Consider the following 24447-nt stretch of genomic DNA (forward strand, 5'->3'; position numbering starts at 1 on the left):
GCCTAAAAAACGTCTCTATATAATAGGGACGTTTTTTTATGGAGAAAAAAATGACTTAAGTCACTTAGTAAGCAGCACATAAAATGACCTTTAGGTATAGGAAAAAACTTGTAAAAACATTATGCTGTCATTAGAAAGGATGATGACAATGCTTGAAGTGATTGATTTATCCAAACAGTTTAAACATAACAAAGTGGTCAATTCTGTTAATTTGTATTTGGAAAAGGGAGAGACAGTCGGTCTTCTTGGTCCGAATGGTGCTGGGAAATCAACGACAATTTCGATGATTTCTTCCCTCCTTGCGCCAAGCGGCGGTGATGTTCGGCTGCATAATGTAAGCATATTAAAGACACCGGAAAAGCTGCGCAAAATACTTGGCGTTGTCCCGCAAGAAATCGCCTTGTATATGGAGCTGACGGCAAGAGAAAACCTGATCTTTTTTGGCAAGATGCACAAAATTCCTAAAAGTGTGCTGCAGTCAAGGGTGGACGAAGTGCTGGATATTATTGGATTGAAGGACAGACAGAAGGACCTTGTGAAGACATTTTCCGGAGGAATGAAAAGACGGCTAAATATCGGGGTAGCCCTTATTCATGAGCCGGAAATTATCATAATGGATGAACCGACAGTCGGCATTGACCCTCAATCGAGAAATCACATATTAGAGACAGTAAAGCGATTGAACAATGAAAAGAATATTACGGTCCTTTATACGAGCCATTACATGGAGGAAGTAGAATACCTATGCAATCGGTTGTACATTATGGATCATGGCAAGATTATCGCTTCAGGCTTAAAGGAGGAAATCAAAAATATCCTGTCTGCAGAAACAGCGATTAATATTCATGTCGAAATGATTAAGCATCCCTTTGTGGAGGTGTTAAGGAATCTGCCTAATGTTCAGCAGCTCTCTATTAATCAATCAACTATTACTATAATTGTGCCGAAGGAAATCCAGCTATTGAAAGATATCTTCCGTCTGGCAGAGGAGCACGAGGTGAATGTGCTTGCAGTCAATATTGAAACACCAAGCCTGGAGGATGTGTTTTTGCATTTGACAGGGAGAAAGCTTCGGGATTAGGAGGAGAGTACATGTTCTGGCATATGGTAAAAAAGGAAATTCTGATGATATGGAGAAGACCTAGGGAACTGGTGGTTCTCCTCTTAATGCCTTTTATATTAATTACAATATTAGGAAGTGCACTGGGCACAATCATGGATGGAGGAGAAGAGTCTGGCAGCTTACATGCAAAGCTGTTGGTCGTCCTAAAAGACGATACTGTAAACGCTCAAAAGGAGACAGTATCTGAAATAGAGGCTTCCACTGTAAGTCCGGAAGAGAAAAAGATGCAAATGGATACTGTTTATGCAGTAGATCCTGTTTCAACTTTTATGCATGAGATAAAAGAAAATAAAGAACTAAAGAAACTGGTAACCATGACCGTAGTTGAGGAAGAAAACAGTACTTCAGCAGAGGAAAGTGAGTATACAGGGATTTTGACAATTCCATCGGGCTTTACAGAACAGTTTTATCAGAAATTACTTTATGGCAAAGAAATTTCTGCAGAGTGGAGCTTTAAAGAGACAGACAGCACATCTCTGGCAGCGACTGTGTTAAAAGATATACTGGTGAGCTATCAGAAAGAGCTCTCTTATATGAATATATCTGCCGAATTGAACAGTGAGTATACACCGACAAATAGCTCTGCTGTCGGAAAGCTAGAAAATGTCACGAAGAAAAAAGTAGTGGATTCCTTTTCTTATTATGCGATAGGAATGTGTGTCATGTTTGTCTTTTTTGTAGCTTCTACTGTAGCAGGCTTTGCTTACCAGCAGAAAGAGTCGTATATGTACCAGCGCATCCTTCTGGCAAATGTGTCGCCATATACCTTTTTCTTTGGCATATTTGTATCAACATTTTCCCTTTCCTTTATACAGCTGCATTTATTATTTGGATTATCTGCATTAGTATATGATGTTGTGTTTGCCAGCTTTATTCATTATTTTGTTGTGACATTCTTGTTGAACATACTGGCAGCAAGCTTCGCTGTGTTTACGGCAGCTTTATCATTCCGAGCAAATTCCAACAATGTGCCTACATTGTTTACTAATATGCTGATTCCTATCCTTGCCTTTGCTGGCGGAAGTTATTTTGATTTGAGTGCTAGTGGGGGATTCATGGAGACACTTGGTGAGTTTTCTCCATTAGGGGCTGCAATTACAGCCTATTTAAAAGTATATCAAGGCTACAGCCTGATGGATATAGCTGGGCAAATGGAAGCGATTCTCCTCTTTAGCGGTATCTTACTGCTTGTTTCAGTTGTGTTATTGATGAGGAAAAGAGGTGCTTTAGCATGAAGGGGATACTTTGGGGGAAATTCAGAAAATTTCTGCGCAGACCTGGGTCGTTTCTCATTACCGCAATTATTTGTGCTGTCTTTGCTTATTTACTCGGCTCCAGCTCATTCACAAAGGTAGAGATACCTGTGTTTGCTAAGGATACTGTAAAAGCAGAGGAAATAGTAGAAGAATTAAATGAAAGTGACAGCTTTCAGTTTAAATTATTATCTGAAAAAGCAACATTGGAACAAATTGAAGAGGGAAAGGCAGATCTTGGGGCAGCGCTGGAGGACGATTCATATACCATTTATCAGGCTGCAGAAACGGAAACTTCAATGGCAGTGCACCGCTATTTAGAAGAATATTATCAAAATCATTCTAAACAAGCACAAATCTTCAGCAGCGCCCAGGATAAAAAGGAAGCGGAGAGAAAAATAGCAGAAATATCGGAAAATCCGCTGCTGCCAATAAAATTTGCCAAATCACAGGAAGAGAGCAGCTATGATCAATCTCTTCAAGCATTATTTGGATTTACCTTATTCTTTAGTATATACACCGTAGCAAATACGGTTGTAGAAATATTGCGTGATAAACAGAACGGCATATGGGACCGATTTATCTTGTCCTCCACAAGCAAAACACAGCTTTATCTCGGCCATCTTCTTTTCAGCTTTCTGTTAGGATATTTACAAATAATGCTTATTTTTCATATATTTAAATTCGGTACAGGTGTTGACTTCAATGGTAATTTTGCCGTAGTGTTCGGTGCTGTTATTCCGTATTTATATGCGATTGTTGCATTAGCCATTCTGCTGACAGGGCTAGTCAAAACAGTAAGTCAGTTTAATGCCTTTATTCCCTTGATTGCAGTGAGCTTTGCGATGCTGGGCGGAGCATACTGGCCACTGGAAATCGTTACATCTGACTTTTTGCTGTTGCTGTCCAAATTTGTGCCTGTCACATATGGGATGGAGCTGTTGAAGAAAGGTGTAATTGACGGTGCAGGACCAATGGAGTTGCTGTATCCTGTCGGCATTCTTTTACTGATGGGAACATTAATGCTGGGAATAGGTATACGGCTTATTGAACGAAGACATATTTAAGCACAATCCCCTCCTTAAAGGAAGGGTTTTTTTAAGGAGAAAAATAGCTCTAAAAAAGAAGGAAATAGTTGTCAAATGTTGAAGTATTAAAGACTTAGGAAGGGAGAAATCTTTCCCATGAAGAAGCGAACTGTAGGTATTCTTTTATTTAATGAAGTGGAAGTCCTTGATTTTGCCGGACCATATGAAGTCTTTTCCTTATATGCCCCACCAGAAGAGCATGATAATCATTACTTTCATGTAGTGACCATTTCAGAGACAGGAGAGCTTATTAACGCTCGAAATGGTTTGAAAGTAAAGCCTGATTACAGCTTTTCAAACCATCCCCAGGTTGATATTGTCATTGTGCCAGGTGGAAAAGGTGCTGAAGTCCATGAAATACATAATCAAAATGTCATTGCATGGATAAAGCAGCAATCCATTCAGGCAGAAGTGATGGCCTCTGTATGCACAGGTGCACTGCTGCTGGCTAAAGCAGGCTTACTGGATGGCAGAAGCGCAACAACTCATTGGATGGACATAGACAGGCTGGAGGGAGAGTTTCCACTTGTAAAGGTTAAGCGCGGTGTCAAGTTTGTCGATGAAGGCGACGTCATTACATCAGGAGGGATAGCAGCCGGTATTAATATGTCCTTTCATCTTATTAGCCGGCTTTATGGAAAGGAAGCAGCGATAAATACAGCCAAAAATATGGAGTATGAGTTGTAGCAGAGGTGCAAAGGCATGAATAAATATTGTGGAGCAGCCTTAAATCAAATCCGGATTGCGGTCGATTCAATAAAGGAACTGATGATGTCTTTATGTGAGGAAGACCTTACTTTTAGGCCTACGTTAACGAAGTTCTCCATTGGCGAATTATTAGAGCATCTTTCATTGATATGTGAGGCAGATTTATTGATTGCCTCTGGCATGTCAAAAGAGGAGATGGAGAGTTTTTATGTTGAACATAAACTTAGCAGTCTCTCAAAAATGGAGGCAGCTATTGATCATTCATTCTTATTGCTTAAGAGCACATATGAAGGCTTTTCTGATGAGCAATTATTCGAGCAAATCAAGTCGTATTGGGGCACGGTTTATACGCGGTATGAGTGGCTGTTGGAAATACTGGCTCATATTTATCATCATCGTGGCCAATTACATGCCATGCTTGTTCATATGTATAGAAAGGAACCACCAATAGCACTTTTTGAATAAAAGTGCATTAGGGCTAATAGAAAGTAGATTATTAGGAAGTGGAAAAATGAAAAGTGGGATTCAGGAAAAAATAGATTACTATAGTTCATATAAGCCAGATTGTGAAAACTGTTTTGGTTTATGCTGTGTAGCTTTGCCGTTTGGTAAATCGGCGGAGTTTGCAGAAGACAAGGAAGGAGGGAAGCCTTGCAAAAATCTCGGGGAAGATTACCTGTGCGGCATTCACCAGCATCTCCGCCCGAAAGGTTATAAAGGCTGTACAGTATTCGAGTGCTTTGGTGCCGGTCAGAAGGTTTCGCAGTTCACCTTCAAGGGAGTGACTTGGCGGGATTCCCCCGCTGTTGCAAAGGATATGTTCAAGGTTTTCCCAATCATGCAGCAGCTGCATGAAATGCTTTGCTATTTAGATGAAGCACTTCAGCTAAAATCTGCAATAGGATTAAAAGCAGAGCTTACAAATGCCTTTAAGGAGACGAAAAGGCTGTCGGAATTAGAGCCAGCAGAGATTATGGAGCTATATATTCCTGCACATCGGGCTGTGGTTAATGAGCTTCTAATACAAGTGAGTGAGCTTATGAGACAAAAGGTGACTGAAAAAACCAAGCTTCAAAAAGGACGGAAAAAGAAAAAAGGGAGCGACCTGATCGGAGCGAATCTGCGCAATCAAAATTTGCGGGGAGAGAGCTTCAGAGGTGCATGGTTAATCGCAGCAGACTTACGAAATGCTGATTTAAGAAATGTTGATTTTATTGGTGCTGACTTACGCGATGCTGATATTAGGGGAGCTGATTTAACTGGCAGTATTTTTCTGACTCAAATTCAGCTCAATGCCGCAAAAGGAGATAGTCATACTAAGATTCCTCGCACACTATCTAAACCAGCTCATTGGTCTTGCTAAATTTCTAGTAGATAGTAATATATTCCAATAAAATAATAATAGTTTTAACAGGCTTACATTGGGAATATAGAAACTAACACTAGAAAAGGAGTGAGTCATAATGGAAAACAAAGTAGAAACAAAAGTAAATGATAAGCTTCAGAATATGAGTAGTGAAAAAAAGGATGAAATTTTATCAAGCTTTGAAGGATTTAAGGAATACCTTTCCGACAAGGTGGAAAAAGCAGATAAGCTAGGCTTAAATGAAGAACAGATTGCAAAAGCTGCCCAGAAGGTAGGAGACTTTTTAGCTGCAAAAGAGGAGCCTCGCAACAGAGAGGAAAAACTTCTTCAAGAGCTTTGGAAAGCAGGAAATGAAGAGGAACAGCATAAACTGGCTCATATGCTTGTAAAGCTTGTGAGCTAATGAAAAAAAACCGCCAAAAAAGGCGGTTTTTTTCATAGATAATACAATTTAAAGTTAATATCTTGGTCATGGTTGCCGAATTTTTTCCCGAATACAGTCGCGCCCCCGACATGCTCGGCATCTTCCTTCACTTCTATGCGGAAGGTCCATCTGTCTGTGCTTGTATCTAAATCATCGACTGTGATGCCTGACATAGGGTCTCCATCGATATATGTGCCATGGTTGGTGATGCGGATAGTTTTGAGCAGCCCGTACTGGTTGATATTATGAGGCCACCAATCAGGAGTGAACTTTCCTCTTGTATCAGCAAAATCTCCAGGACTTCTCCATGTTCCTAATTCAATTCCATTCAATGAAAAGGTAATATCTGACGGCCATACATCATTGGCGAATGGGAATTCAGAACAAATTTCCAAGCTAATTTCAAATTGCTGCAGCTTTTCATCTTTTTTCAAGAAATTGGCAATATTATATTGCACAAACCCTTGAGTGAACCAAATAATTTCTGCATCCATTCTCTTTGGATCCATAAAGTAGCGGGGCTCATCGACACGGCCGATAAATTCTTTATCTGTTGCTAGTCCACATGTCGGCTTTAAATCATAATCGGTATAATGTCCAATTGGCACAGCAGTTTCATAGGATGCAAACGAGTGAAATATCTTTTTGGGAAAATTTATTTCAATATGATCGACCTTTAAAATCGAAATCTTTTGCAGTCCAGATTTTCCTGGCACTCTTTCTGTCTTAATTAAACCAGCATCTTCTAATTTTTTTATATGCTTTGTCACAATAGCACTGCTGATTTCTAATTCCTCGGCAATTTCTTTAATGTTCATTTTATTTTTGCTGAGGAGTTGAATAATCTTGATGCGAACTTCGCTGGCTAGTGCTTCATAAACAACTAATGAGGAATTGTCGATCCCTAGTTGCATGGAAATCCCTTCTTTCGAAACGAATGGTTAATTAAATCTATATTATCTTTATAAAAATAACATAAAGATTAATTACTGTAAATATATTGAGATTTATAATTTAATAATAAACTGTTTTGTTAATTTAATAATATTTGAACAATGTTAAATTTACTATTTCATTTATTTTAGTTAATAGAAGAAAGGGAATGTCAAAAAAGAGGGGAAAAAAGGGGAAACCCAGAATAATAAAAGAATTGGGGGGAGTATGATGGAAGAAAACGCCAAGTTTCATAGAGCTTTTGGTGTATATGGTATATGCCTTGATAGTGAATACTTGCTTGTTATCCACAAGAGTCAAGGACCGTATCGCAACCGCTTCGATTTGCCTGGGGGAAGTTTGGAGGAAGGGGAAAGTTTAGCAGAGGCAATAGACAGAGAGTTTCTAGAGGAAACAGGTCTTGAGATTTGTCACAAAGAAAATATTGGAATCACGGATTTCATGTTTCCCTGGAGATGGAGAGAATTCACACATGTTCATCATATAGCTGTATTTTATGAAGTGAGGAACTTTAGTGGGGTTATCACTGCCCCAGAGCAGTTTGTTGGACAAGATTCCCTTGGAGCTGTATGGATGGACCTGAACGAGTTAACGATGGATAATTCCTCTCCGCTGGTTATGCAGGCAGTAAACTGGACGAAAACGCGGAGTTTCCCTTTAAAGGTGAACAAGCTACAGGTTTGGGAGGTAAAGAAATGAAGTTGCGTAAAGCAGTTACAGCTGATGCGAAAGGCATTGCGAAGGTACATGTTGACAGCTGGAGAACAACTTATAAGAACATGATTCCTGACGCCTTTTTAGAGCAATTATCTTATAAAGAGCGGGAGCAAATGTGGATATCAGCTATTCCAGGCGGCCATGTTTATGTTGCGGAAACCGGGGCAGGCAAGATTGTCGGTTTTGCGTGCGGCGGCAAGGAAAGGAGCGGCAAGTTTGTAGGGTATGATGGCGAATTATATGCTGTTTATTTGCTTGCAGAATACCAAGGGAAAGGAATTGGCAAAAAGCTCGCAGATGCTGTAAAACAGCATCTACAGGGTATGGGCTTAACTAGCATGATTGTGCTTGTACTAGAAGGCAATGGAGCATGCCGGTTTTATGAAGCCATAGGAGGAAAGCAAATCGGCAGGATGGAGGACAAAATTGGCGAAAAAACAGTTTATGAGCTCGTTTATGGCTGGGAAAAAATATGACGCAAAAAAACTTCAGCAGATATTCTGCTGAAGTTTTTTTTCTTAAGAGGACAGCTTTTCGATAATCATCCGTTTGCCAGTATTCAAGGTAAACTCAAATCTGTCGGTAATTTTCTCATTATAATAGAAATGATGATTGACACTGCACAGGCCTTCCTGATTATCAAAAATCATCATATTCACACCATTTTTTCGTTTGTCATCTCTTAAGAAGGTTAATTGGTTATAACAGTATATACAGTCATAAATAGAGAACTTCATGGAATTCAGGGTGGTGATGAACTGATAAAAGCTGTCATCGCTGATCTCGTCAAGAAGACGTTCTAACGAGAATACAAGATGTTTGCGAATCCTGATTTTATCTTCAGTGCACATCCCATAAATCGAGCCAGAGCTGTTGATTCTTCCTTCATCCAAAAGGATTCCTTTTCTCCATTTGTTAAAGCAGAATAATTCCACTTCTTGATGAATATATTCATCTAGCATGGTTGCTTCTTCTGTTTCATCGTCGAAAAATATCCATTGGTCATTGATGTATTCGACTGTTCCTTGTGTAAAAGCACGGGTTTGGTACTCTATAAGCTTTAGTCTCTGCTGATTGTTCATTTCTTTGTAAACCTCCCAATTACTTCCCATAAATTCTTTTTAGACATTAAAGTTCAAATTTATAACTGAATGCCATTATTATTTTTGTTTTAGTTTTTAGGTGAAACTGCCATGCAAAGATCTAAAATGATGCAGCAGGAATGATTTATTAGATTCATTTATCAGGACAAATAACCATTTTTCTAATCATGCATACAATACTCCATACTGATTGGTATCTAATCACAATTCCACGAAGAAAGGATGATCATCATGTGTGGAATCACAGGTTGGGTTGATTACAGAAAAGATCTGAGAAAAGAAGAGGATACTTTGTCTGTTATGGCAGAAACGCTGGAAAAAAGAGGTCCAGATGATACAAATGTATGGAGTGCCCTTCATGCAGGCTTTGGCCACAAACGTTTGATTGTGGTAGATCCCCTTTGTGGAATCCAGCCGATGACAAAAGTAAAACAAGATTTTGATTATACGATTTGTTATAACGGTGAATTGTACAATACGGAAGACATACGCAAAGAATTACTAATAAAAGGATATTCATTTAATGGCCATTCTGATACAGAAGTTTTATTGGCTTCTTACATGGAATGGGGCGAGGATTGCTTACAATACTTAAATGGAATTTTTGCTTTTGCGGTTTGGGATGAAAAAAGAAATTCACTGTTTATCGCCAGAGACCGCCTTGGTGTTAAGCCGCTGTTCTATGCAGAGGTTGGATCAGGCTTACTATTTGCTTCGGAAATCAAGGCTATACTTGCCAATCCTCAAGTGAAGGCAGAATTAGACAGAGAAGGGTTGGCGGAAGTATTTGCACTTGGACCGTCCCATACACCTGGATCAGGGGTTTTCAGAGGCATTAAGGAATTAAGACCTGGGCATGCCTTGAAATTTTCGCAGGATGGCTTGAAGATATGGCGTTATTGGAATGTGAAAAGCGAGCAGCATGAGGATACGTTTGAAGAAACAGTTGAAAAGGTGCGCTTTCTGTTCAAAGATGCTGTAACGAGACAGCTAGTATCAGATGTGCCGTTAAGCACTTTCCTTTCTGGCGGGGTCGATTCCAGTGCGATTACAGCTATTGCTGCAATGGAATATGAAAAATCAGGCAAAGGACCGCTGCACACATACTCCATTGATTATGAAGGCAATGACCAGTTCTTTAAAGCAAATGAATTTCAGCCTAATTCTGATGGTGTTTATATTAAGAAAATGACGGACACTTTCGGTACGATTCATCATAACTGCATTATCACACAGGAAACGCTTGCCCAATTTCTCCATGAGGCTGTTACTGTCCGTGATCTGCCGGGAATGGCTGATGTTGATTCTTCCTTGCTGTGGTTTTGCCGTGAAATTAAAAAAGACTTTGTCGTGAGCTTGTCAGGTGAATGTGCGGATGAAATTTTCGGCGGGTATCCATGGTTCCGGAGAGAAGCAGATCTTGCAAGAGGAGGATTTCCATGGATGCGTTCAATCAAGGAGCGACAAGGGTTGCTAAAACAAGAGTGGAGCAGCAAGCTGCAGCTTGAGGATTATATGTATGATAAATACAATCAAACTATTGCTGAAACACCAAAATTGGAAGGCGAAAGTGCAGAGGATGCAAAAAGAAGAGAGCTGTTCTATTTGAATCAACTGTGGTTCATGACAACTCTATTAGAAAGAAAAGACCGAATGAGCATGGGGGCGAGTCTTGAAGTCAGGGTGCCATTCGCAGACCATCGATTAGTAGAATATGTATGGAACGTACCTTGGGAAATGAAAAACTACAAAAACAGAGAGAAGGGGCTTCTCCGCAAAGCACTTGAGGGGATTCTTCCAGATGAAGTACTCTATCGCAAGAAAAGTCCTTATCCAAAGACACATAACCCTGTTTACACGAAAACGGTCACAGATATGCTGACAGGAATTTTGGCAGAAAAGGATTCGGCTTTATACGAATTCTTTGATTATAACCAGCTCAAGGAGATTATCAATACTGGTGGCTCAGCCTTCAAAGAGCCTTGGTTCGGTCAGCTTATGACAGGTCCGCAGCTTCTTGCGCACTTGGCACAACTTCATTATTGGTTTAAAGACTATAATATTAATATTGTAGATTAATATTAAGCGGGAGCAGATGCTCCCGCTTTATTTTGTGATTATTGCTGTTCTCAAGTGTGGCGGCATAGGAATGTCAGGATCGACAGACACTGTGTTCGTATACGTCTTAGTGTAGGCATCACGAAATTTACTTGGGGTAATTCCTTCATAGCTTTTAAATAATTTCATGAAGTATTTCTCATCATCGAAACGCAGCTCAAAGGCAATTTCTTTGATTGTTTTATTCGTTGTACAAAGGAGTTCTTTTGCTTTATTAAGCTTTAATGTATGGATATAACGAATTGTGCTCATACCGATATTCTTTTTAAACAGCCTTGTCAGATGATCAGGGTTCATGGAAAAAGTGTTAGCAACTTCTCTTACATTAAGGGGTTCGTGAATATTGACTCTAATCCATTCAAGTATTTGGGTGAACTTTTGCGTCTTTTCACTTATCGTATTTTGATGGAGCAGCTGTTTGCTGTATTGTTCAGTAAGCTCAATTAACAACTCTGTCAGCAAGTAGTCGACAGAGAAGGTGCTGTAGTAGGAGGCATTTGCTATATCTAAAATTTGCTTCATTAAGATAAACGGTTTATCACTGTATGAAAGACTAAAATAATCAGGCAAAAAAACGGCATTATTAATTGCATGCCTATGTGCTTCTATATCACTTGCCAACAAATGGCTAATAAATTTCTCAACTGGATACATATCTGTCTCACAGAAAGGAATAAAGTGCATCCAAAAAAAGCTTGCTCCTTTTTGAGAAGGAGCATATCCATAGTAGTCAATTTCTGGTGGTATAAGCAGAACATTCCCCTGCTTGACTTCATACTGATGGTGGCCCACTTGGATGTAAACAGATTTGTTTAAACCAATAATAACCTCAAAATCCTTCTTCAGCCGCATTTGTTTATGCTGCCAGTCGTCACTGCTGACAAAACGGCCGCATTTGTAATAAGCAAGCGGTCTTTCAATGTTGAATTTCCAAAGCTGGTCCATCTACATCTCGCTCCTTGCATATTGTTTTTTCTACCAAATGTCGTTTTTGTTCACCTTATTGTATTTTTACATAAAGAGTAAGCGTTAACAATAATGTTAGCATAAATGCCAGTAGATAACGACAGGCAATCTACGAAAATATCTTGTGAAAGTTATTTCTTAGAAGTCGGATTTCACCACTAAATCTACTGTTTTAGCAGTTTTTACTCACCCTTAAAGCGATTACAATAGGGGGGGATGTACGTAAAAAAGCTGTAAAAAGCAGGAGGAATAAGAATGTCAAACAATGTGCAAGCAGACAAGTCGATACATGTGAATAAGGTAATAATTAACGACCAATTTTGGAAGCGATATGCCGACATTGTGAAAACAGAAATGATTCCATATCAATGGGAAGTGCTCAATGACAGGGCTGATATAACAATCGAAAAGGAGCGGAATGACCAAAACATTCCTTCTGAAAAAAGTCATGCCATCGAGAACTTCAAGATTGCTGCAGGGCTGAAGGAGGGCAGGCATTACGGCTGGGTATTTCAGGACAGTGATGTATATAAATGGCTTGAAGCAGTGGCTTATTCTATTGAGCAGGAGCATGATCCACAGCTGATTGAATTGGCTGATGGTGTTATTGATTTATTGGCACTTGCCCAAGAGAAGGATGGCTATTTAAACACATATTTTACAATTGAGGCTCCCGAACGGCGGTTTAAAAGGCTCGCCGAAAGCCATGAGCTGTATTGTGCCGGTCACTATATGGAAGCAGCTGTAGCTTATTATAATGCAACAAAAAATGAAAAAGCCCTCACCATTGCCTGCAAATTGGCGGACTGTATTGATGCAAGCTTTGGTAATGAGGCAGGAAAAATAAAAGGCTATGACGGACACGAGGAAATCGAACTTGCCCTTGCTAAGCTGTATGAACTTACAAAGGAAAAGCGGTACTTAAATCTTTGCCAATTCTTTTTATACGAGCGAGGACAGGATACTAGTTTTTTTGAAAGACAATGGCAAGAGGAAGCTGGCGAGAATGCGGTGATTGGGGGAATGAACCATTTGCCGCTAAGCTATTATCAGGCACATAAGCCAATCCTTGAGCAAGAAAGTGCGGAGGGGCATGCAGTTAGGCTTGTGTATTTATGTGCAGGCATGGCGGATGCTGCTTTTTTAAGCAAAGATGAAGAAATGCTGCAAGCCTGCAAAAAATTGTGGAAGAGCATTACAGCTAAAAGAATGTACATTACAGGCGGAATTGGCTCAACCGTTCATGGAGAAGCATTTACTAGTGACTATGATTTACCGAATGATACGATGTATTGCGAAACTTGTGCTTCCATCGGTCTGATTTTCTTTGCGCAAAACATGCTGAAAAACGAAGCTGACAGTACGTACAGTGATACATTAGAAAGAGCACTCTATAATGGTGTGATCAGCGGAATGGCTTTAGATGGGAAGCATTTCTTCTATGTTAATCCCCTTGAGTCTAATCCTGAGAACAGCTTGAAGGACCCGGGAAAAAGCCATGTGAAGCCGACAAGGCCAGCTTGGTTCGGATGTGCTTGCTGTCCGCCTAATCTGGCCCGCCTGCTTGCATCCATTCATAAGTATTTGTACTCACAAAAAGGCGATTGTCTTTATGCAAATTTATATATTGCCAATAAGGCAGAAATCGATTGGAATGGTAAGCAGATAGAGATTACGCAAGAATCAAACTATCCATGGGAGGGAGAGGCTAAGTTTCAGTTTCAGCTGGAAGAGCCAGCTGAATTCGGCTTTTGCCTGCGCATACCAGCATGGTCGAAAACGTATAAAGTTACTGTTAATGGCATCGAAATAAGTGACAGCTTGATGAATGGTTATATGGTGATACGAAGGACTTGGGAAACTGGAGATGAAATCTGTGTCACCTTGGATATGAGCATCCAGGAATGGTCAGCAAATCCTCATGTTAAAGCAGATTTAAATAAGATTGCCATCCAGCGCGGCCCAATCGTCTATTGTATGGAGGAAGCAGACAATGGGAAGTGCCTTCATCTTTTCCGCCTGCCAAAGAACAAACAATATCATTATCGGTACGATTCAGAACTGTTTGGTGGAGCGGGACTCATTGATGTTACAGCAGAAAAAAGAGTTGTGGAGCAGGAATGGGAAAGTCAGTTGTACAGCCAAGGGATGGCGGAGCTTTATGAAGCAGCATCTCTTACACTGATTCCTTATTATGCTTGGGCAAACCGCTCGGTTGGGGAAATGCAGGTTTGGCTTGCTAAAGAATGAAGGAAGCTTGAGAATTTGATATTTAGGCCGCTTACTTATATGATTAGAAAAAAGAGTTTAAGAGGTCTTTATGGAGCCATTAAAAAATATTTATAATTTGCAGTTTATCACTAAACTAGAGGATGTTATTACATTAAATTACCCTGCATTCGAAAGGGAAGCGTTCCGCACCAAGTTGTTTGAGGCTGATTGGGAGGAGCTAGCACTTAAGGAAAGGATGCGCCAGATTACCTTGTCGCTTGCTCCGTTTTTGCCCCAGGATTACAAGCAAACAATCGAAATCTTGCGCAAATGCGCTCCGTCCTTTACTGGATTAGGCGGGATTATTTTCCCCGATTTTGTGGAGCAATACGGGCTGGAGGAATGGGAGCTTTCTGTTGAAACCCTTGCCTTCTTTACAGAATTCTCTACGTCAGAGTTTGCAGTAAGGCCTTTTCTTATCAAGAACTAGACGAGAATGCTTGCACAGATGGAAGAATGGGCTGAAAGCGAGAATGAGCATATTCGCAGGCTTGCAAGTGAGGGCTGCCGTCCGAGACTGCCATGGGGACTGTCAGTGCCTGCTCTAAAAAAAGATCCTACTCCTGTTTTGGTTATTTTGGAGAAGTTAAAAGAAGATGAAGCATTATATGTCAGAAAGAGCGTAGCCAATAATTTAAATGATATTTCGCGAATTAATCCTGATTTGGCAGTAACTATTGCACAGAGCTGGTATGGCAACAGTCAAAAAACGGATTGGATTGTGAAACATGCAAGCAGGTCGCTGCTCAAGAAGGGTGATCCTCGTGTATTGCAAATCTTTGGATATGAGAGCAGTGACAGCTTAAGCTTGGCGGACTTTACGATAACACCTGAAAAGCTTGCATGGGGTGAGAATATTGCTTTTTCATTCACTTTAATATCGAGGATCGAAACACCACATAAAGTAAGAGTAGAATATGCCATAGATTATGTGAAAGCAAACGGCACTCGCAGCAGGAAGGTTTTTCATCTTTCTGAGCTGGAGTGGAGGGGCAGCATGAAGAAAACCTTCGCAAAGAACCATTCCTTTAAAGACTTGACGACAAGAAGACATTATCCTGGTGTTCACCGTATTGCCATTATTGTCAATGGAACAGAGAAGGCTGCCCTTGAGTTTGAACTTATACAAACGTAAAAAAACTGGAGAGCCTCCAGTTTTTTTAATTTCAATCTGCTATATTGTTTTTTCATGCTGAACTGGCTTCGGTTTCTGCTGTTGCAGAAGGAAGTAAAAAACACCTGCCAGCACTAATAGTCCGCCGGCAATTTGTGAACCGGAAAGTCTTTCATTTAAAAGAATTACAGCAAGAATGGTTGCTCCGACAGGTTCTCCTAAAATACTCATCGAAATAGTTGTCGCATTTACATAGTTTAACAGCCAATTGTTAATTACATGACTAAGTGATGGGACGATTGCAAGCAGCAAGAAGATGCCCCATTCCTTTGGCGGATAGCCTGTAAATGCTTCCCCAGAAGATAGATTAAAAATAGTCAGCAGCATGGCAGCAAATAAAAATACAGTGGAAGTGTAAACCCAATGGGACACCTTTTTCACAATAGACTGGCCAATTAACAAATAGCCGACAACTGCTATCACGCTTAAGAAGGAAAGTAAATCGCCAAGCAAGCTTGCCTTGCTTAAGCCAATATCGCCCCAGCCAATCATCATGGCGCCGATTATAGCAATCCCCATTGTCATAATGGCGCTTGACGTTGTCCTTTCACGGTAAAGGAGAAATCCTCCCGCCAATGACACGAGCGGTTGAAGAGCAAGAATGATAGTAGAGCTAGCTACTGTTGTCAGCTTCAAAGAACCGAACCACAGTGCAAAATGGAGAGCAAGGAAAGCTCCTGAGAACAGGAGGAACCACCAGTCTTTTTTTGATAGTTTCTTAAATTCTTTTCTGTTTATATAGACCATTGGAAGCATCAAAATTCCTGCGAGCCACATGCGGTACATGCTCAGTATTGTTGCTGGAGCATCCGACCATTTGACAAAAATAGCAGAGAAGGAGATAGCTATAATGGAAATTGCCAATGGGATGGCAATTGATTTTGTGCCTGTTGTCTGTTCCACAATTTACCCCCTTCATTACATAATAAGTAAATGATAGTACTATCTATTCAGTTAAACAAGAGGTTTTTTCCAAGTTTAAGAAGCTGGATGAAAGGGCGATGAGTTCAGCCAGCTAAATATAAAAATGGAGAAGAATATTTTCATAAGCACCGAGATTCACGTTTAAATGTTCTGATTCGGCAGCATATTCCTGACATGTTAGTGGCATTGTTAACTTTTTTCCCTTTAGTGAGAAAGGCAATGGATAACTTACTTGGTCTGGACTGTTATTCATCACAGTCATAAATATTTCATTTTCGTTCCTATGGCAATAAGCAATGCAATTATTTAGGACAGGAAGGAAGGCAAAGCTTGCGTTTCCCGAGAGGATAGCAGCAGACTTTCGAATCGAAATCAGTTTTTTTAAATATTCCTTTATTTCCACGTTCTGTTTTTCTTTATCCCATTCCATGCATTTTCTGCAGCCAGGATCGCTTCCGCCATCAAGACCAATTTCATCGCCGTAATAAATACATGGTGTGCCAGGAAAAGTGAATAGAAAAGTAAACAGCTGCTTAACTCGTTCAGGTCTATAATGGGACTCCTGCATAACCCGAGGTGTGTCATGGCTGCCGATAATGTTAAAGAGGACTTTATTAACATTGTCTGGATATGCATGGACAATGGAGGTCATATCCTCGACGAATCCTTTAGCAGAAATCATGTCATAAGCAAAAAACTGCAAAGACTTGGAAAGCAAGGGATAGTTCATAACAGAATCAAATTGTTCGCCTCTCAACCAAGGCATGGAATCATGCCAAATTTCTCCTAAGATGAAACAATCTGGTTTTACCGCCTTAACACGCTTCCTGAATTCCCGCCAAAAGGCATGATCGACTTCATTGGCAACATCTAGCCGCCAGCCGTCAATATCACATTCCTTGATCCAATATTCAGCAACATGCAGCAAGTAATCTCTTACCGCTTTATTAGCTGTATTGAACTTTGGCATATCCTCATAGAAGCCGAAGGTCTCGTAATGAAAGCCAGAGCTGTCCTTTAATGGATATTGATGGACATGAAACCAATCCTTATAAGGAGATCTCTCTCCATTATTCAGCACATCCTGAAATGGCGGAAACATATAACCACAATGATTAAATACAGCATCAAGCATGACGCGAATTCCCCGCATATGGCACTCGCTCACAAGTTGTTTTAAAATGCTGACATCTCCGAAATGGGGATCAATCTGCAAGTAGTCAATTGTATTATATTTATGATTGGAATTGGCATAGAAGATCGGTGTTAAGTATATGCCTGTAATTCCTAAATCCTGCAGATAATCTAATGAGTCGATGATGCCTTGCAAATCTCCGCCGAAATAATTCGTCAAGCCAGGTGCCTCTTGCCCCCAAACAGCGGTTTCGATTGGATTTCTGTCAGGATCGCCATTGCGGAATCGTTCTGGAAATATTTGGTACCAGATTGTTTCTCTCACCCAATCTGGCGGTGTGAATAGTTCTGTTTCATGTATATAAGGCAAGCAGAAGTAATAGCCTGGATCTTCGGGCAAAAAAGGAAAGAAGCCCTTTTCTGTAAAGGTAATCTGTTCATCGCCTTCTTTGATAATGAAACCGTAGCGAAGCCGTTTAAGACTATCTGTAACAGAGGCTTGCCAGTAATCATGAAGCTGATCAGAGCCTGTCTTTTGCATCTCAAGCAATGAATTTTGCCATCTGTAGTTGCTGGTTTTATATTGGTCGCCATAAATCAAGGTGACAGCATGGACGTTGTCTTTTTTTGTCCGGAGGCGGATATGGAGTATATCTTCCTTGTAAAGATAGCAGAAATTATCTCCAGTCCGATGATAGATGGAAGCCAAATCAATCATTTCCCCACACTCCCTTTCCTACAAGTCATTTTCAACAGTGTAGCCAATTTGCAGAAAACCTATAAGGGAAAAGAAGGCGAAAAAAAAACCAGACATTGAACATTCAATGTCTGGTTAATTTACTCTTTAAACAGCTGTGCTGCTTGTAGGAGTATTAACATCAATATCTTTATTATAAGTATCAGTGTCCAATTCACCTAGTGCTTTACTTGCAACAACTCCAGAAACCATTGAGCCGCTCACATTTAAAGCAGTACGTCCCATATCGATTAGCGGTTCAACAGAAATCAATAATCCAGCCAATGCAACAGGCATATTTAATGTAGACAGAACGATTAATGTAGCGAATGTCGCTCCGCCGCCAACACCGGCAACACCAAAGGAGCTAAGCATAACAACAAGGATTAAAGATGTGATGAAACCAGGTGATAACGGGTCAATCCCTACAGTCGGCGCAATCATAACAGCCACCATAGCAGGGTAAATTCCTGCACAGCCATTTTGTCCGATAGAAACACCAAATGAAGCAGAGAAGTTAGCGATTGCTTCAGAAACACCAAGTTTAGATTTTTGAGCATCAATATTCAAAGGCAGTGTTCCTGCACTTGTGCGTGAAGTAAAGGCGAATGAAAGCACAGGAAGCACCTTTTTCACATATTTTGCTGGACTTAATTTTAAAGCAGCAAGGATAATCAAATGAACGATAAACATTGCTATTAAAGCAACATATGATGCAATTACAAATTTACCAAGTTTAACGATAGCATCAAGATTGCTGCCTGCCATTGTTTTTGCCATTAAGGCAAGAATTCCGTACGGAGTTAAACGCAATACTAGTGTAACGATACGCATGATAATTGTGTAGACAGCTTCGATCATTTTCTCGAAGAATGCTGCCTGTTCTGGATTTTTACGTTTAATGCCAAGCAATGCCACACCTATAAAGGCTGCAAAGATTACAACAGCAATCGTTGAAGTAGGACGAGCACCAGTTAAATCTGAGAATGGATTAGCTGGCAAGAATTCAAGAACTTTTTGTGGAATAGTTGTGCTTTCCACTTGTGTCAAGCTTTCCTCAAGCTGCTGCCCACGAAGAGTTTCAGCATCACCTGAAGTAATGTCAATTGCTTTTAAGTCAAATCCGACTGCAGAAGCAATCCCAATTCCTGCAGAAATTGCAGTAGTCAATAATAATGTTCCGATAACAAGACCGCTGATTTTCCCAATATTGCTTGCTTTTTTCAAACGAGTAAAAGCAGAAATAATGGAGATGAACACTAGCGGCATAACAATCATTTGCAGAAGCTTCACATATCCGCTTCCAATAAGACTGAACCAGTCATTTGATTGAATTACTACTTCTGAAGTAGGTTCATATATTAATTGAAGAATGATACCAAATAAAACACCAAGACCTAAGCCGGTAAATACACGCTTTGAAAAGGATACGTGTTTCTTTTGCATGTAGTATAAAACGCCAAGCAAAACTAGTAAAACGACAATATTAACAACGGTTAAAAATATGTCCATTGTAGTTTCCCCCTATAATTATGTATAAGTTCATTTAAATCCTATCGGTTAAATAGGAATTACTAAAAGTACAATAACATGATTATATGTAAAAGTAAATAAATAAAATTAAATAATTTAGTTAAAATGTCTAAACAGTGAAAACTTTTATTTTGAAAGAAGAGGTTTTCCAAAGTACCTTGCCATAAATAAATTTTTTACAACCATATAAAAAAGGAACACAGATGTGTTCCTTGCATTTACCCGTTTACAACATATCCGCCATTGACGTGCATGATTTGGCCGCTGACGTAAGAGGAGTCTTCACTTGCTAAATAAACATAAGCTGGAGCGAGTTCATTTGGCTGGCCAGCTCGTCCAAAGGGTGTATCTGCGCCGAATTGGGAAACCTTTTCGCTGTCAAATGTTGATGGAATCAACGGAGTCCAGATTGGACCTGGCGCGACACCATTCACCCGAATGCCATCTTTTGCAAGTGATTGGGATAAGGAACGGGTGAAGGAAGTGATTGCACCTTTAGTTGATGAGTAATCAAGCAGTGTTTCATTTCCTTTATAGGCTGTGATCGAAGTTGTATTGATGATGCTGTCGCCAGCGTTTAAATGCGGCAACGCTGCTTTTGTTAAAAAGAACATAGAGAAAATATTTGTGCGGAACGTTTTCTCCAATTGGCTAGCTGTTATGTCCAGCAGACTGTCCTGTGGATGCTGCTCAGCGGCATTATTAACGAGTATATTTAATGATCCGAATGCATTAATTGTTTCTGCAACAACCTTTTGGCAGAAATCTTCTTCACCGACATCCCCTGCTAAGGTGATGCATTTAACACCTTCTGCTTCGACTAATTCCTTCGTTTTTTCAGCGTCGTCATGTTCATTTAAGTACACAACAGCAACATTAGCTCCTTCTTTTGCATAATAGATGGCAACAGAACGACCAATCCCGCTATCTCCGCCAGTTATGATTGCCGTCTTGCCTTTAAGCTTACCAGAGCCTTTATAGTTGGGGCTCACATCCGTTGGTAATGGATTCATTTCAGTTTGAATACCCGGCTGCTGATTTTGATGCTGTGGTGGAAATGTTTGGTTTTGTTGGCTGTTTGAACTCATCATAAACAACTCCTTTTTTATTTCTTTGTTTGTTGTCTATTTTTCCCTTATAGACAAGGATAAACATGGAAAATTCAGGAGATAAAAAAAGCCTGACCAAAAAAATGGTCAGGCTGTGTTTTAGCGATAGTTTACAAATTGAACGTCAATTGTAAGTTTTGCTTCTTTAACAGCTGCGATGATTTTTTGCAGATCATCGCGGCTTTTTGCTGTTACACGGATTTGGTCGTCTTGCTGCTGGCTTTTAATTTTCAAGCCGCTGTTTTTAATAAGAGTGTTGATAATTTTAGCATTGTCTCTGTCAATCCCTTGAACCAATTTCGCTCTCTGACGGACCGTGCCACCAGATGCTCCTTCGATTTTTCCGTAATCCAAGTTTTTAATAGGAATGTTGCGCTTGAACATTTTGCTGATCAGCACATCTTTTAGCTGCTCCAACTTATATTCGTCGTCGGATAGTAGAACAAGCTCTTCCTTTTCTAATGTAATATTGCTTTTGCTGCCTTTAAAGTCATAGCGTGTTTGAATTTCCTTCATTGCGATTTGTACCGCATTCGAAACCTCTGCCATATCTACTTTTGAGACAATGTCGAATGAACTTTCTTTAGACATAGAAATACCTCCTGGTTAGTATGGGGCTTTCACCCATTTCCTTTTATGTCTGTATTATAGTAAAATATAGCAGTTGTAACAACTTTAGGGTACAAAACAGTTTACGATAGATATAATTCAAGGAGGACAATATAGTGTCTTTAAGAGATTACATAGGCCGAGTAGAAATATTGACGGTCGCAAGGGAAGCAACATTTGGATATTTTCTTACACTGGAAGAAGAAGGTGAAGATGTTCTGCTTCATTTTAGTGAAACAGATCAGAAATTTGAAATTGGGGATGAGGTCCGTGTATTCATTTATACGGATTCACAAGGCAGAGCGTGCTCAAGCACAAATATACCGTCCATTTCAGTTGGAGAATATGATTGGGTGAAAGTAACGGATATTAAAGAAGGGCTTGGCTGCTTTTTTGATATTGGATTGAAAAAGGACATGCTTCTTGGCGAGGATGATCTGCCTGTTCATGAAGAAGTTTGGCCGGAAGTCGGGGATTTGCTCTATATTACATTAAGGGTAGACCGCAATAATTTCCTTTATGTTAAGCCTGCGACAGATCCTGTTATTGAGAGCATTTCGACTAAGGCTACACGAAAAGACTATAATAAAAACATTCACGGCCATATTTACAGAACAGCAAAGGTTGGAAGCTGGATTTACACGGCTGAAGGCTTTAAAGGCTTTATCCATGAGTCAGAGCGTAAAGTAGAGCCGCGTCTTGGAGAAAAGGTAAATGGCCGTATCATTGATGTGAAGGAAGACGGTACAATCAATGTGTCCTTATTGCCACGAAAAGAGGAAGCACTTGATGAGGACTCAAAAACAGTGCTTGCATATCTTGAGCAAAGAAAAGGTCAGATGCCATACACAGACAAAAGTATGCCAGAGGAAATCCAAGAGAGATTTGGGATGAGCAAAGGCTCCTTCAAGAGGGCTCTTGGCAGATTGATGAAGGAAAATAAAATCTACCAAGAACATGGATGGACACACTTGAAGAAAGAAGACGAATAAAAAAGAGCAGCCATGGGGCTGCTCTTTTTCTTATAGATGATCTGTCTTTTTGCTATATTGGTGTTTGCCCAATTTGCGATTTTTCTCGCGAAGCAAATTCTTTTGCTCTAAGCGGGCGTTATTGTCTTTTGGCTTTTTATTATTATCAGAAGTATTTGGCATGTCTGTATACTCCTCCATTCATTAGCTGTTCTGTAGAACATTATTAGTATGACTGAAAGGAGAAGGGAGTATGCAGGCACAGCCTTACTGGATTGATTTGTCTTACTTGCTGTTTAGGAAGAACAATGCAATCGTTCCTGCACCAGTATGGGAGCCGACAGCGGCTCCGATAGAGGATATGTACACATCATTCGGCTGGAAACGCTCCATAATGGTATTTTTGAGTTCGGTTGCAGTCGCTAAATCATCAGCATGGCTGATTGCAATTGTCTGTGTGTTAAGACTATTTCCGCGCTCCTCCATCACATCAAGCATGCGGCGAAGCAGCTTCTTTTTACCGCGGATTTTTTCAAGCGGAACAAGCTTGCCGTCTTCCACATGAAGAAGCGGTTTGATTTGCAGCAACCCTCCGACAAAAGCAGATGCTTTAGAAACGCGGCCGCCTTTAGCTAAGTACTCTAAATCCTCCACAGTAAAGAGATGCTCCATATGTTCACAAAAAAAGCGCGCTCGAGCTTCAGCCTCTTCTTGAGTTTTGCCAAGACTGCGCTGTTTTACGCACTCTTGCACAGCAAGCCCTGCTCCAAGAGAAGCACATTTGCTGTCAATGATAGTGAGGTGGAAGTCAGGATAAATCTCTTTCACTTGCTCATAAATCATCTTAGCTGTTTGAAAGGTGCCAGAAAGCTGCGAAGAAAAGGCAACATAAATGCCGCTTTCGCCGTTTTCAGCCATTTCCGTAAAAACATCCTCAAAAAGGGATGGAGAGACCTGGGAGGTCTTTGGTACTTCACCGTTTCTAATCGCGTCATATACAGCATTCGGCTGGATTGTCTTTAAGTCTTCATACTCTTTGTTTTCCAAATTTACCTTTAATGGAAATAGAATGACATCATTATCGTCATAATAAGAAAGAGGCAGATCACAAGCACTGTCCGCTAATATTTTATATGTCATAAGCTCATCTTCTTTCTGTGTTTTTTTTCATTATATGACTTTCACTTAGTGAAAATTATGGTATATTGATTGCTGGTATGTATACATATGCATTATTTAGGTGTTGCATACTATTAGTTTATAGAATCTTTTTCAAAAAAACAATGAATCCTAAAAAGCTTAGGAGCAAATATAGTACTGGGGGATTATTATGTATTGGACATTAACGAAGAAGTTAGTTGTAGTAATTGTTGGGGCTCTTTTGAACGCTGTTGCAATGAACTTTTTCTTAATACCTGCAGATGTTTATGCAAGCGGGTTTGCCGGTGTGGCACAGCTTATTTCAAGTATTACACCTATTACGACAGGAATATTGCTGTTTATTCTCAATGTGCCTATTGCCATACTAGGCTGGATTAAGGTTGGGAAATCATTTACATGCTATAGCTTTCTAAGTGTTGCATTCATGTCTTTATTTCTTGAACTTCTTCCGGTTTATTCCTATTCAGATGATATACTGCTGAATGCTGTCTTTGGCGGTGTTATTGCAGCTGTCGGTGTCGGGATTACGTTGAAAATCGGTGCATCCACAGGCGGAATGGATATTGTAGCAATGATTCTTTCGAGAATGCAGGACAAGCCTGTCGGCACATATTTTTTTACATTAAACAGCATTATCATCATAACAGCAGGGTATCTTTATGGATGGGAAAAAGCTCTGTACACCCTTGTTACACTGTACGCATCCACAAGGGTGATTGATGCGATACATACAAGGCATCAAAAATTGACAGCGATGATAGTCACAAAAAAATCCGATGAATTAAAAGTGGCAATTCATGAGAAGCTAGTAAGAGGGATTACTATGGTTCCAGCAAAAGGAGCCTTTTCCAATGAAGATAGGGATATGATGATGATAGTTGTTACACGGTATGAATTATATGACTTGGAAAAAACCATTAAAGAGGTAGACCCGCAAGCATTTACTAATATCGTGCAAACAACAGAAATATTCGGCTTCTTCAGAAAAGAATAAAGGAGGTAGTC

23 protein-coding genes and 1 pseudogene are annotated in these 24447 nt (G+C 40.0%); 14 read left to right on the forward strand and 10 right to left on the reverse strand.

From position 1 onward, the window contains the following. Positions 1–148: 148 nt before the first annotated feature. The 7 genes from L8T27_RS04300 (at position 149) to L8T27_RS04330 (ending at position 5941) form a co-directional block, all read left to right on the forward strand. Positions 149–1081 (forward strand): ABC transporter ATP-binding protein, encoded by a 933-nt coding sequence (locus L8T27_RS04300; RefSeq protein WP_233316666.1) that lies wholly within the window; start codon positions 149–151, stop codon positions 1079–1081. An 11-nt stretch (positions 1082–1092) separates the two neighbouring features. Continuing rightward, positions 1093–2358: an ABC transporter permease gene (locus tag L8T27_RS04305; protein ID WP_233316667.1), complete on the forward strand. Its 1266-nt coding sequence runs from the start codon at positions 1093–1095 to the stop codon at positions 2356–2358. Next, a complete protein-coding gene (locus L8T27_RS04310) occupies positions 2355–3443 on the forward strand; it encodes an ABC transporter permease (protein ID WP_233316668.1) in 1089 nt (362 codons plus the stop codon). Before L8T27_RS04305 ends, L8T27_RS04310 begins: the two co-directional genes overlap by 4 nt. Before the next feature lie 117 nt (positions 3444–3560). Beyond that, entirely contained in the window at positions 3561–4151 is a 591-nt protein-coding gene (locus tag L8T27_RS04315; RefSeq protein ID WP_233316669.1) for a DJ-1/PfpI family protein, read from the forward strand. A 15-nt stretch (positions 4152–4166) separates the two neighbouring features. Then, positions 4167–4637, forward strand: coding sequence for a DinB family protein (locus L8T27_RS04320; protein ID WP_237940909.1), 471 nt, complete (start codon positions 4167–4169; stop codon positions 4635–4637). A gap of 46 nt (positions 4638–4683) precedes the next feature. Continuing rightward, positions 4684–5535: a pentapeptide repeat-containing protein gene (locus L8T27_RS04325; RefSeq protein ID WP_237940911.1), complete on the forward strand. Its 852-nt coding sequence runs from the start codon at positions 4684–4686 to the stop codon at positions 5533–5535. A 100-nt stretch (positions 5536–5635) separates the two neighbouring features. Continuing rightward, on the forward strand, positions 5636–5941 hold the full coding sequence (locus L8T27_RS04330; protein ID WP_233316672.1) for a DUF3243 domain-containing protein: 306 nt from the start codon (positions 5636–5638) through the stop codon (positions 5939–5941). A gap of 32 nt (positions 5942–5973) precedes the next feature. Here L8T27_RS04330 and L8T27_RS04335 read toward each other — a convergent pair whose 3' ends face one another. Beyond that, positions 5974–6876: an ArsR/SmtB family transcription factor gene (locus L8T27_RS04335; RefSeq protein WP_233316673.1), complete on the reverse strand. Its 903-nt coding sequence runs from the start codon at positions 6874–6876 to the stop codon at positions 5974–5976. A gap of 250 nt (positions 6877–7126) precedes the next feature. Between L8T27_RS04335 and L8T27_RS04340 the strand changes: the two genes are divergently transcribed. Further along, positions 7127–7615, forward strand: coding sequence for an NUDIX hydrolase (locus tag L8T27_RS04340; protein WP_237942245.1), 489 nt, complete (start codon positions 7127–7129; stop codon positions 7613–7615). Further along, a complete protein-coding gene (locus L8T27_RS04345) occupies positions 7612–8109 on the forward strand; it encodes a GNAT family N-acetyltransferase (RefSeq protein ID WP_237940913.1) in 498 nt (165 codons plus the stop codon). The genes L8T27_RS04340 and L8T27_RS04345 overlap by 4 nt, the downstream gene beginning before the upstream one ends. Before the next feature lie 42 nt (positions 8110–8151). Here L8T27_RS04345 and L8T27_RS04350 read toward each other — a convergent pair whose 3' ends face one another. After that, positions 8152–8715 carry a DUF2777 domain-containing protein gene (locus L8T27_RS04350; RefSeq protein WP_233316675.1) on the reverse strand — a complete coding sequence of 188 codons (564 nt, stop codon included), beginning with the start codon at positions 8713–8715 and terminating at the stop codon, positions 8152–8154. 243 nt (positions 8716–8958) lie between these two features. On the opposite strand from L8T27_RS04350, the gene asnB reads away from it, so the two are divergent. After that, the gene (gene asnB, locus L8T27_RS04355; RefSeq protein WP_237940915.1) at positions 8959–10815 is read left to right on the forward strand and encodes an asparagine synthase (glutamine-hydrolyzing); all 1857 of its coding nucleotides are present in this window, start codon (positions 8959–8961) and stop codon (positions 10813–10815) included. 27 nt (positions 10816–10842) lie between these two features. Here asnB and L8T27_RS04360 read toward each other — a convergent pair whose 3' ends face one another. Then, complete coding sequence (locus L8T27_RS04360) at positions 10843–11799, reverse strand: AraC family transcriptional regulator (protein WP_237940917.1); 957 nt, start codon at positions 11797–11799, stop codon at positions 10843–10845. Between the two features lie 276 nt (positions 11800–12075). Between L8T27_RS04360 and L8T27_RS04365 the strand changes: the two genes are divergently transcribed. Both L8T27_RS04365 and L8T27_RS04370 read left to right on the forward strand, forming a co-directional pair. Next, complete coding sequence (locus L8T27_RS04365) at positions 12076–14070, forward strand: glycoside hydrolase family 127 protein (RefSeq protein ID WP_237940919.1); 1995 nt, start codon at positions 12076–12078, stop codon at positions 14068–14070. Between the two features lie 70 nt (positions 14071–14140). Further along, positions 14141–15226, forward strand: a pseudogene (locus L8T27_RS04370) (DNA alkylation repair protein). A gap of 39 nt (positions 15227–15265) precedes the next feature. Here the strand turns inward: L8T27_RS04370 and L8T27_RS04375 are convergent. The 5 genes from L8T27_RS04375 to L8T27_RS04395 all read right to left on the reverse strand — a co-directional run bounded on the left by L8T27_RS04375 (position 15266) and on the right by L8T27_RS04395 (position 21292). Then, a complete protein-coding gene (locus L8T27_RS04375; protein ID WP_233316680.1) occupies positions 15266–16168 on the reverse strand; it encodes a DMT family transporter in 903 nt (300 codons plus the stop codon). A 112-nt stretch (positions 16169–16280) separates the two neighbouring features. Beyond that, a complete protein-coding gene (locus L8T27_RS04380) occupies positions 16281–18041 on the reverse strand; it encodes a glycoside hydrolase family 13 protein (RefSeq protein ID WP_237940921.1) in 1761 nt (586 codons plus the stop codon). A gap of 126 nt (positions 18042–18167) precedes the next feature. Beyond that, the gene (locus tag L8T27_RS04385; RefSeq protein ID WP_233316682.1) at positions 18168–19571 is read right to left on the reverse strand and encodes an L-cystine transporter; all 1404 of its coding nucleotides are present in this window, start codon (positions 19569–19571) and stop codon (positions 18168–18170) included. A 239-nt stretch (positions 19572–19810) separates the two neighbouring features. Continuing rightward, a complete protein-coding gene (locus L8T27_RS04390; RefSeq protein WP_233316804.1) occupies positions 19811–20680 on the reverse strand; it encodes an SDR family oxidoreductase in 870 nt (289 codons plus the stop codon). A 120-nt stretch (positions 20681–20800) separates the two neighbouring features. Further along, the gene (locus L8T27_RS04395) at positions 20801–21292 is read right to left on the reverse strand and encodes a YajQ family cyclic di-GMP-binding protein (protein ID WP_233316683.1); all 492 of its coding nucleotides are present in this window, start codon (positions 21290–21292) and stop codon (positions 20801–20803) included. A 134-nt stretch (positions 21293–21426) separates the two neighbouring features. Between L8T27_RS04395 and L8T27_RS04400 the strand changes: the two genes are divergently transcribed. Continuing rightward, on the forward strand, positions 21427–22302 hold the full coding sequence (locus L8T27_RS04400; RefSeq protein WP_233316684.1) for a CvfB family protein: 876 nt from the start codon (positions 21427–21429) through the stop codon (positions 22300–22302). A gap of 30 nt (positions 22303–22332) precedes the next feature. On the opposite strand, the gene L8T27_RS04405 is transcribed toward L8T27_RS04400, so the two are convergent. Beyond that, positions 22333–22464 carry a DUF3941 domain-containing protein gene (locus L8T27_RS04405; protein ID WP_233316685.1) on the reverse strand — a complete coding sequence of 44 codons (132 nt, stop codon included), beginning with the start codon at positions 22462–22464 and terminating at the stop codon, positions 22333–22335. A gap of 102 nt (positions 22465–22566) precedes the next feature. Next, a complete protein-coding gene (locus L8T27_RS04410; RefSeq protein WP_237940923.1) occupies positions 22567–23421 on the reverse strand; it encodes a DegV family protein in 855 nt (284 codons plus the stop codon). A gap of 190 nt (positions 23422–23611) precedes the next feature. Here L8T27_RS04410 and L8T27_RS04415 point away from each other — a divergent pair, with 190 nt between their 5' ends. Next, positions 23612–24436: a YitT family protein gene (locus L8T27_RS04415; RefSeq protein ID WP_233316687.1), complete on the forward strand. Its 825-nt coding sequence runs from the start codon at positions 23612–23614 to the stop codon at positions 24434–24436. Positions 24437–24447 lie beyond the last annotated feature (11 nt).

It is taken from the genome of Niallia sp. Man26 (assembly GCF_022049065.2).
Lineage (GTDB): Bacteria > Bacillota > Bacilli > Bacillales > Cytobacillaceae > Niallia.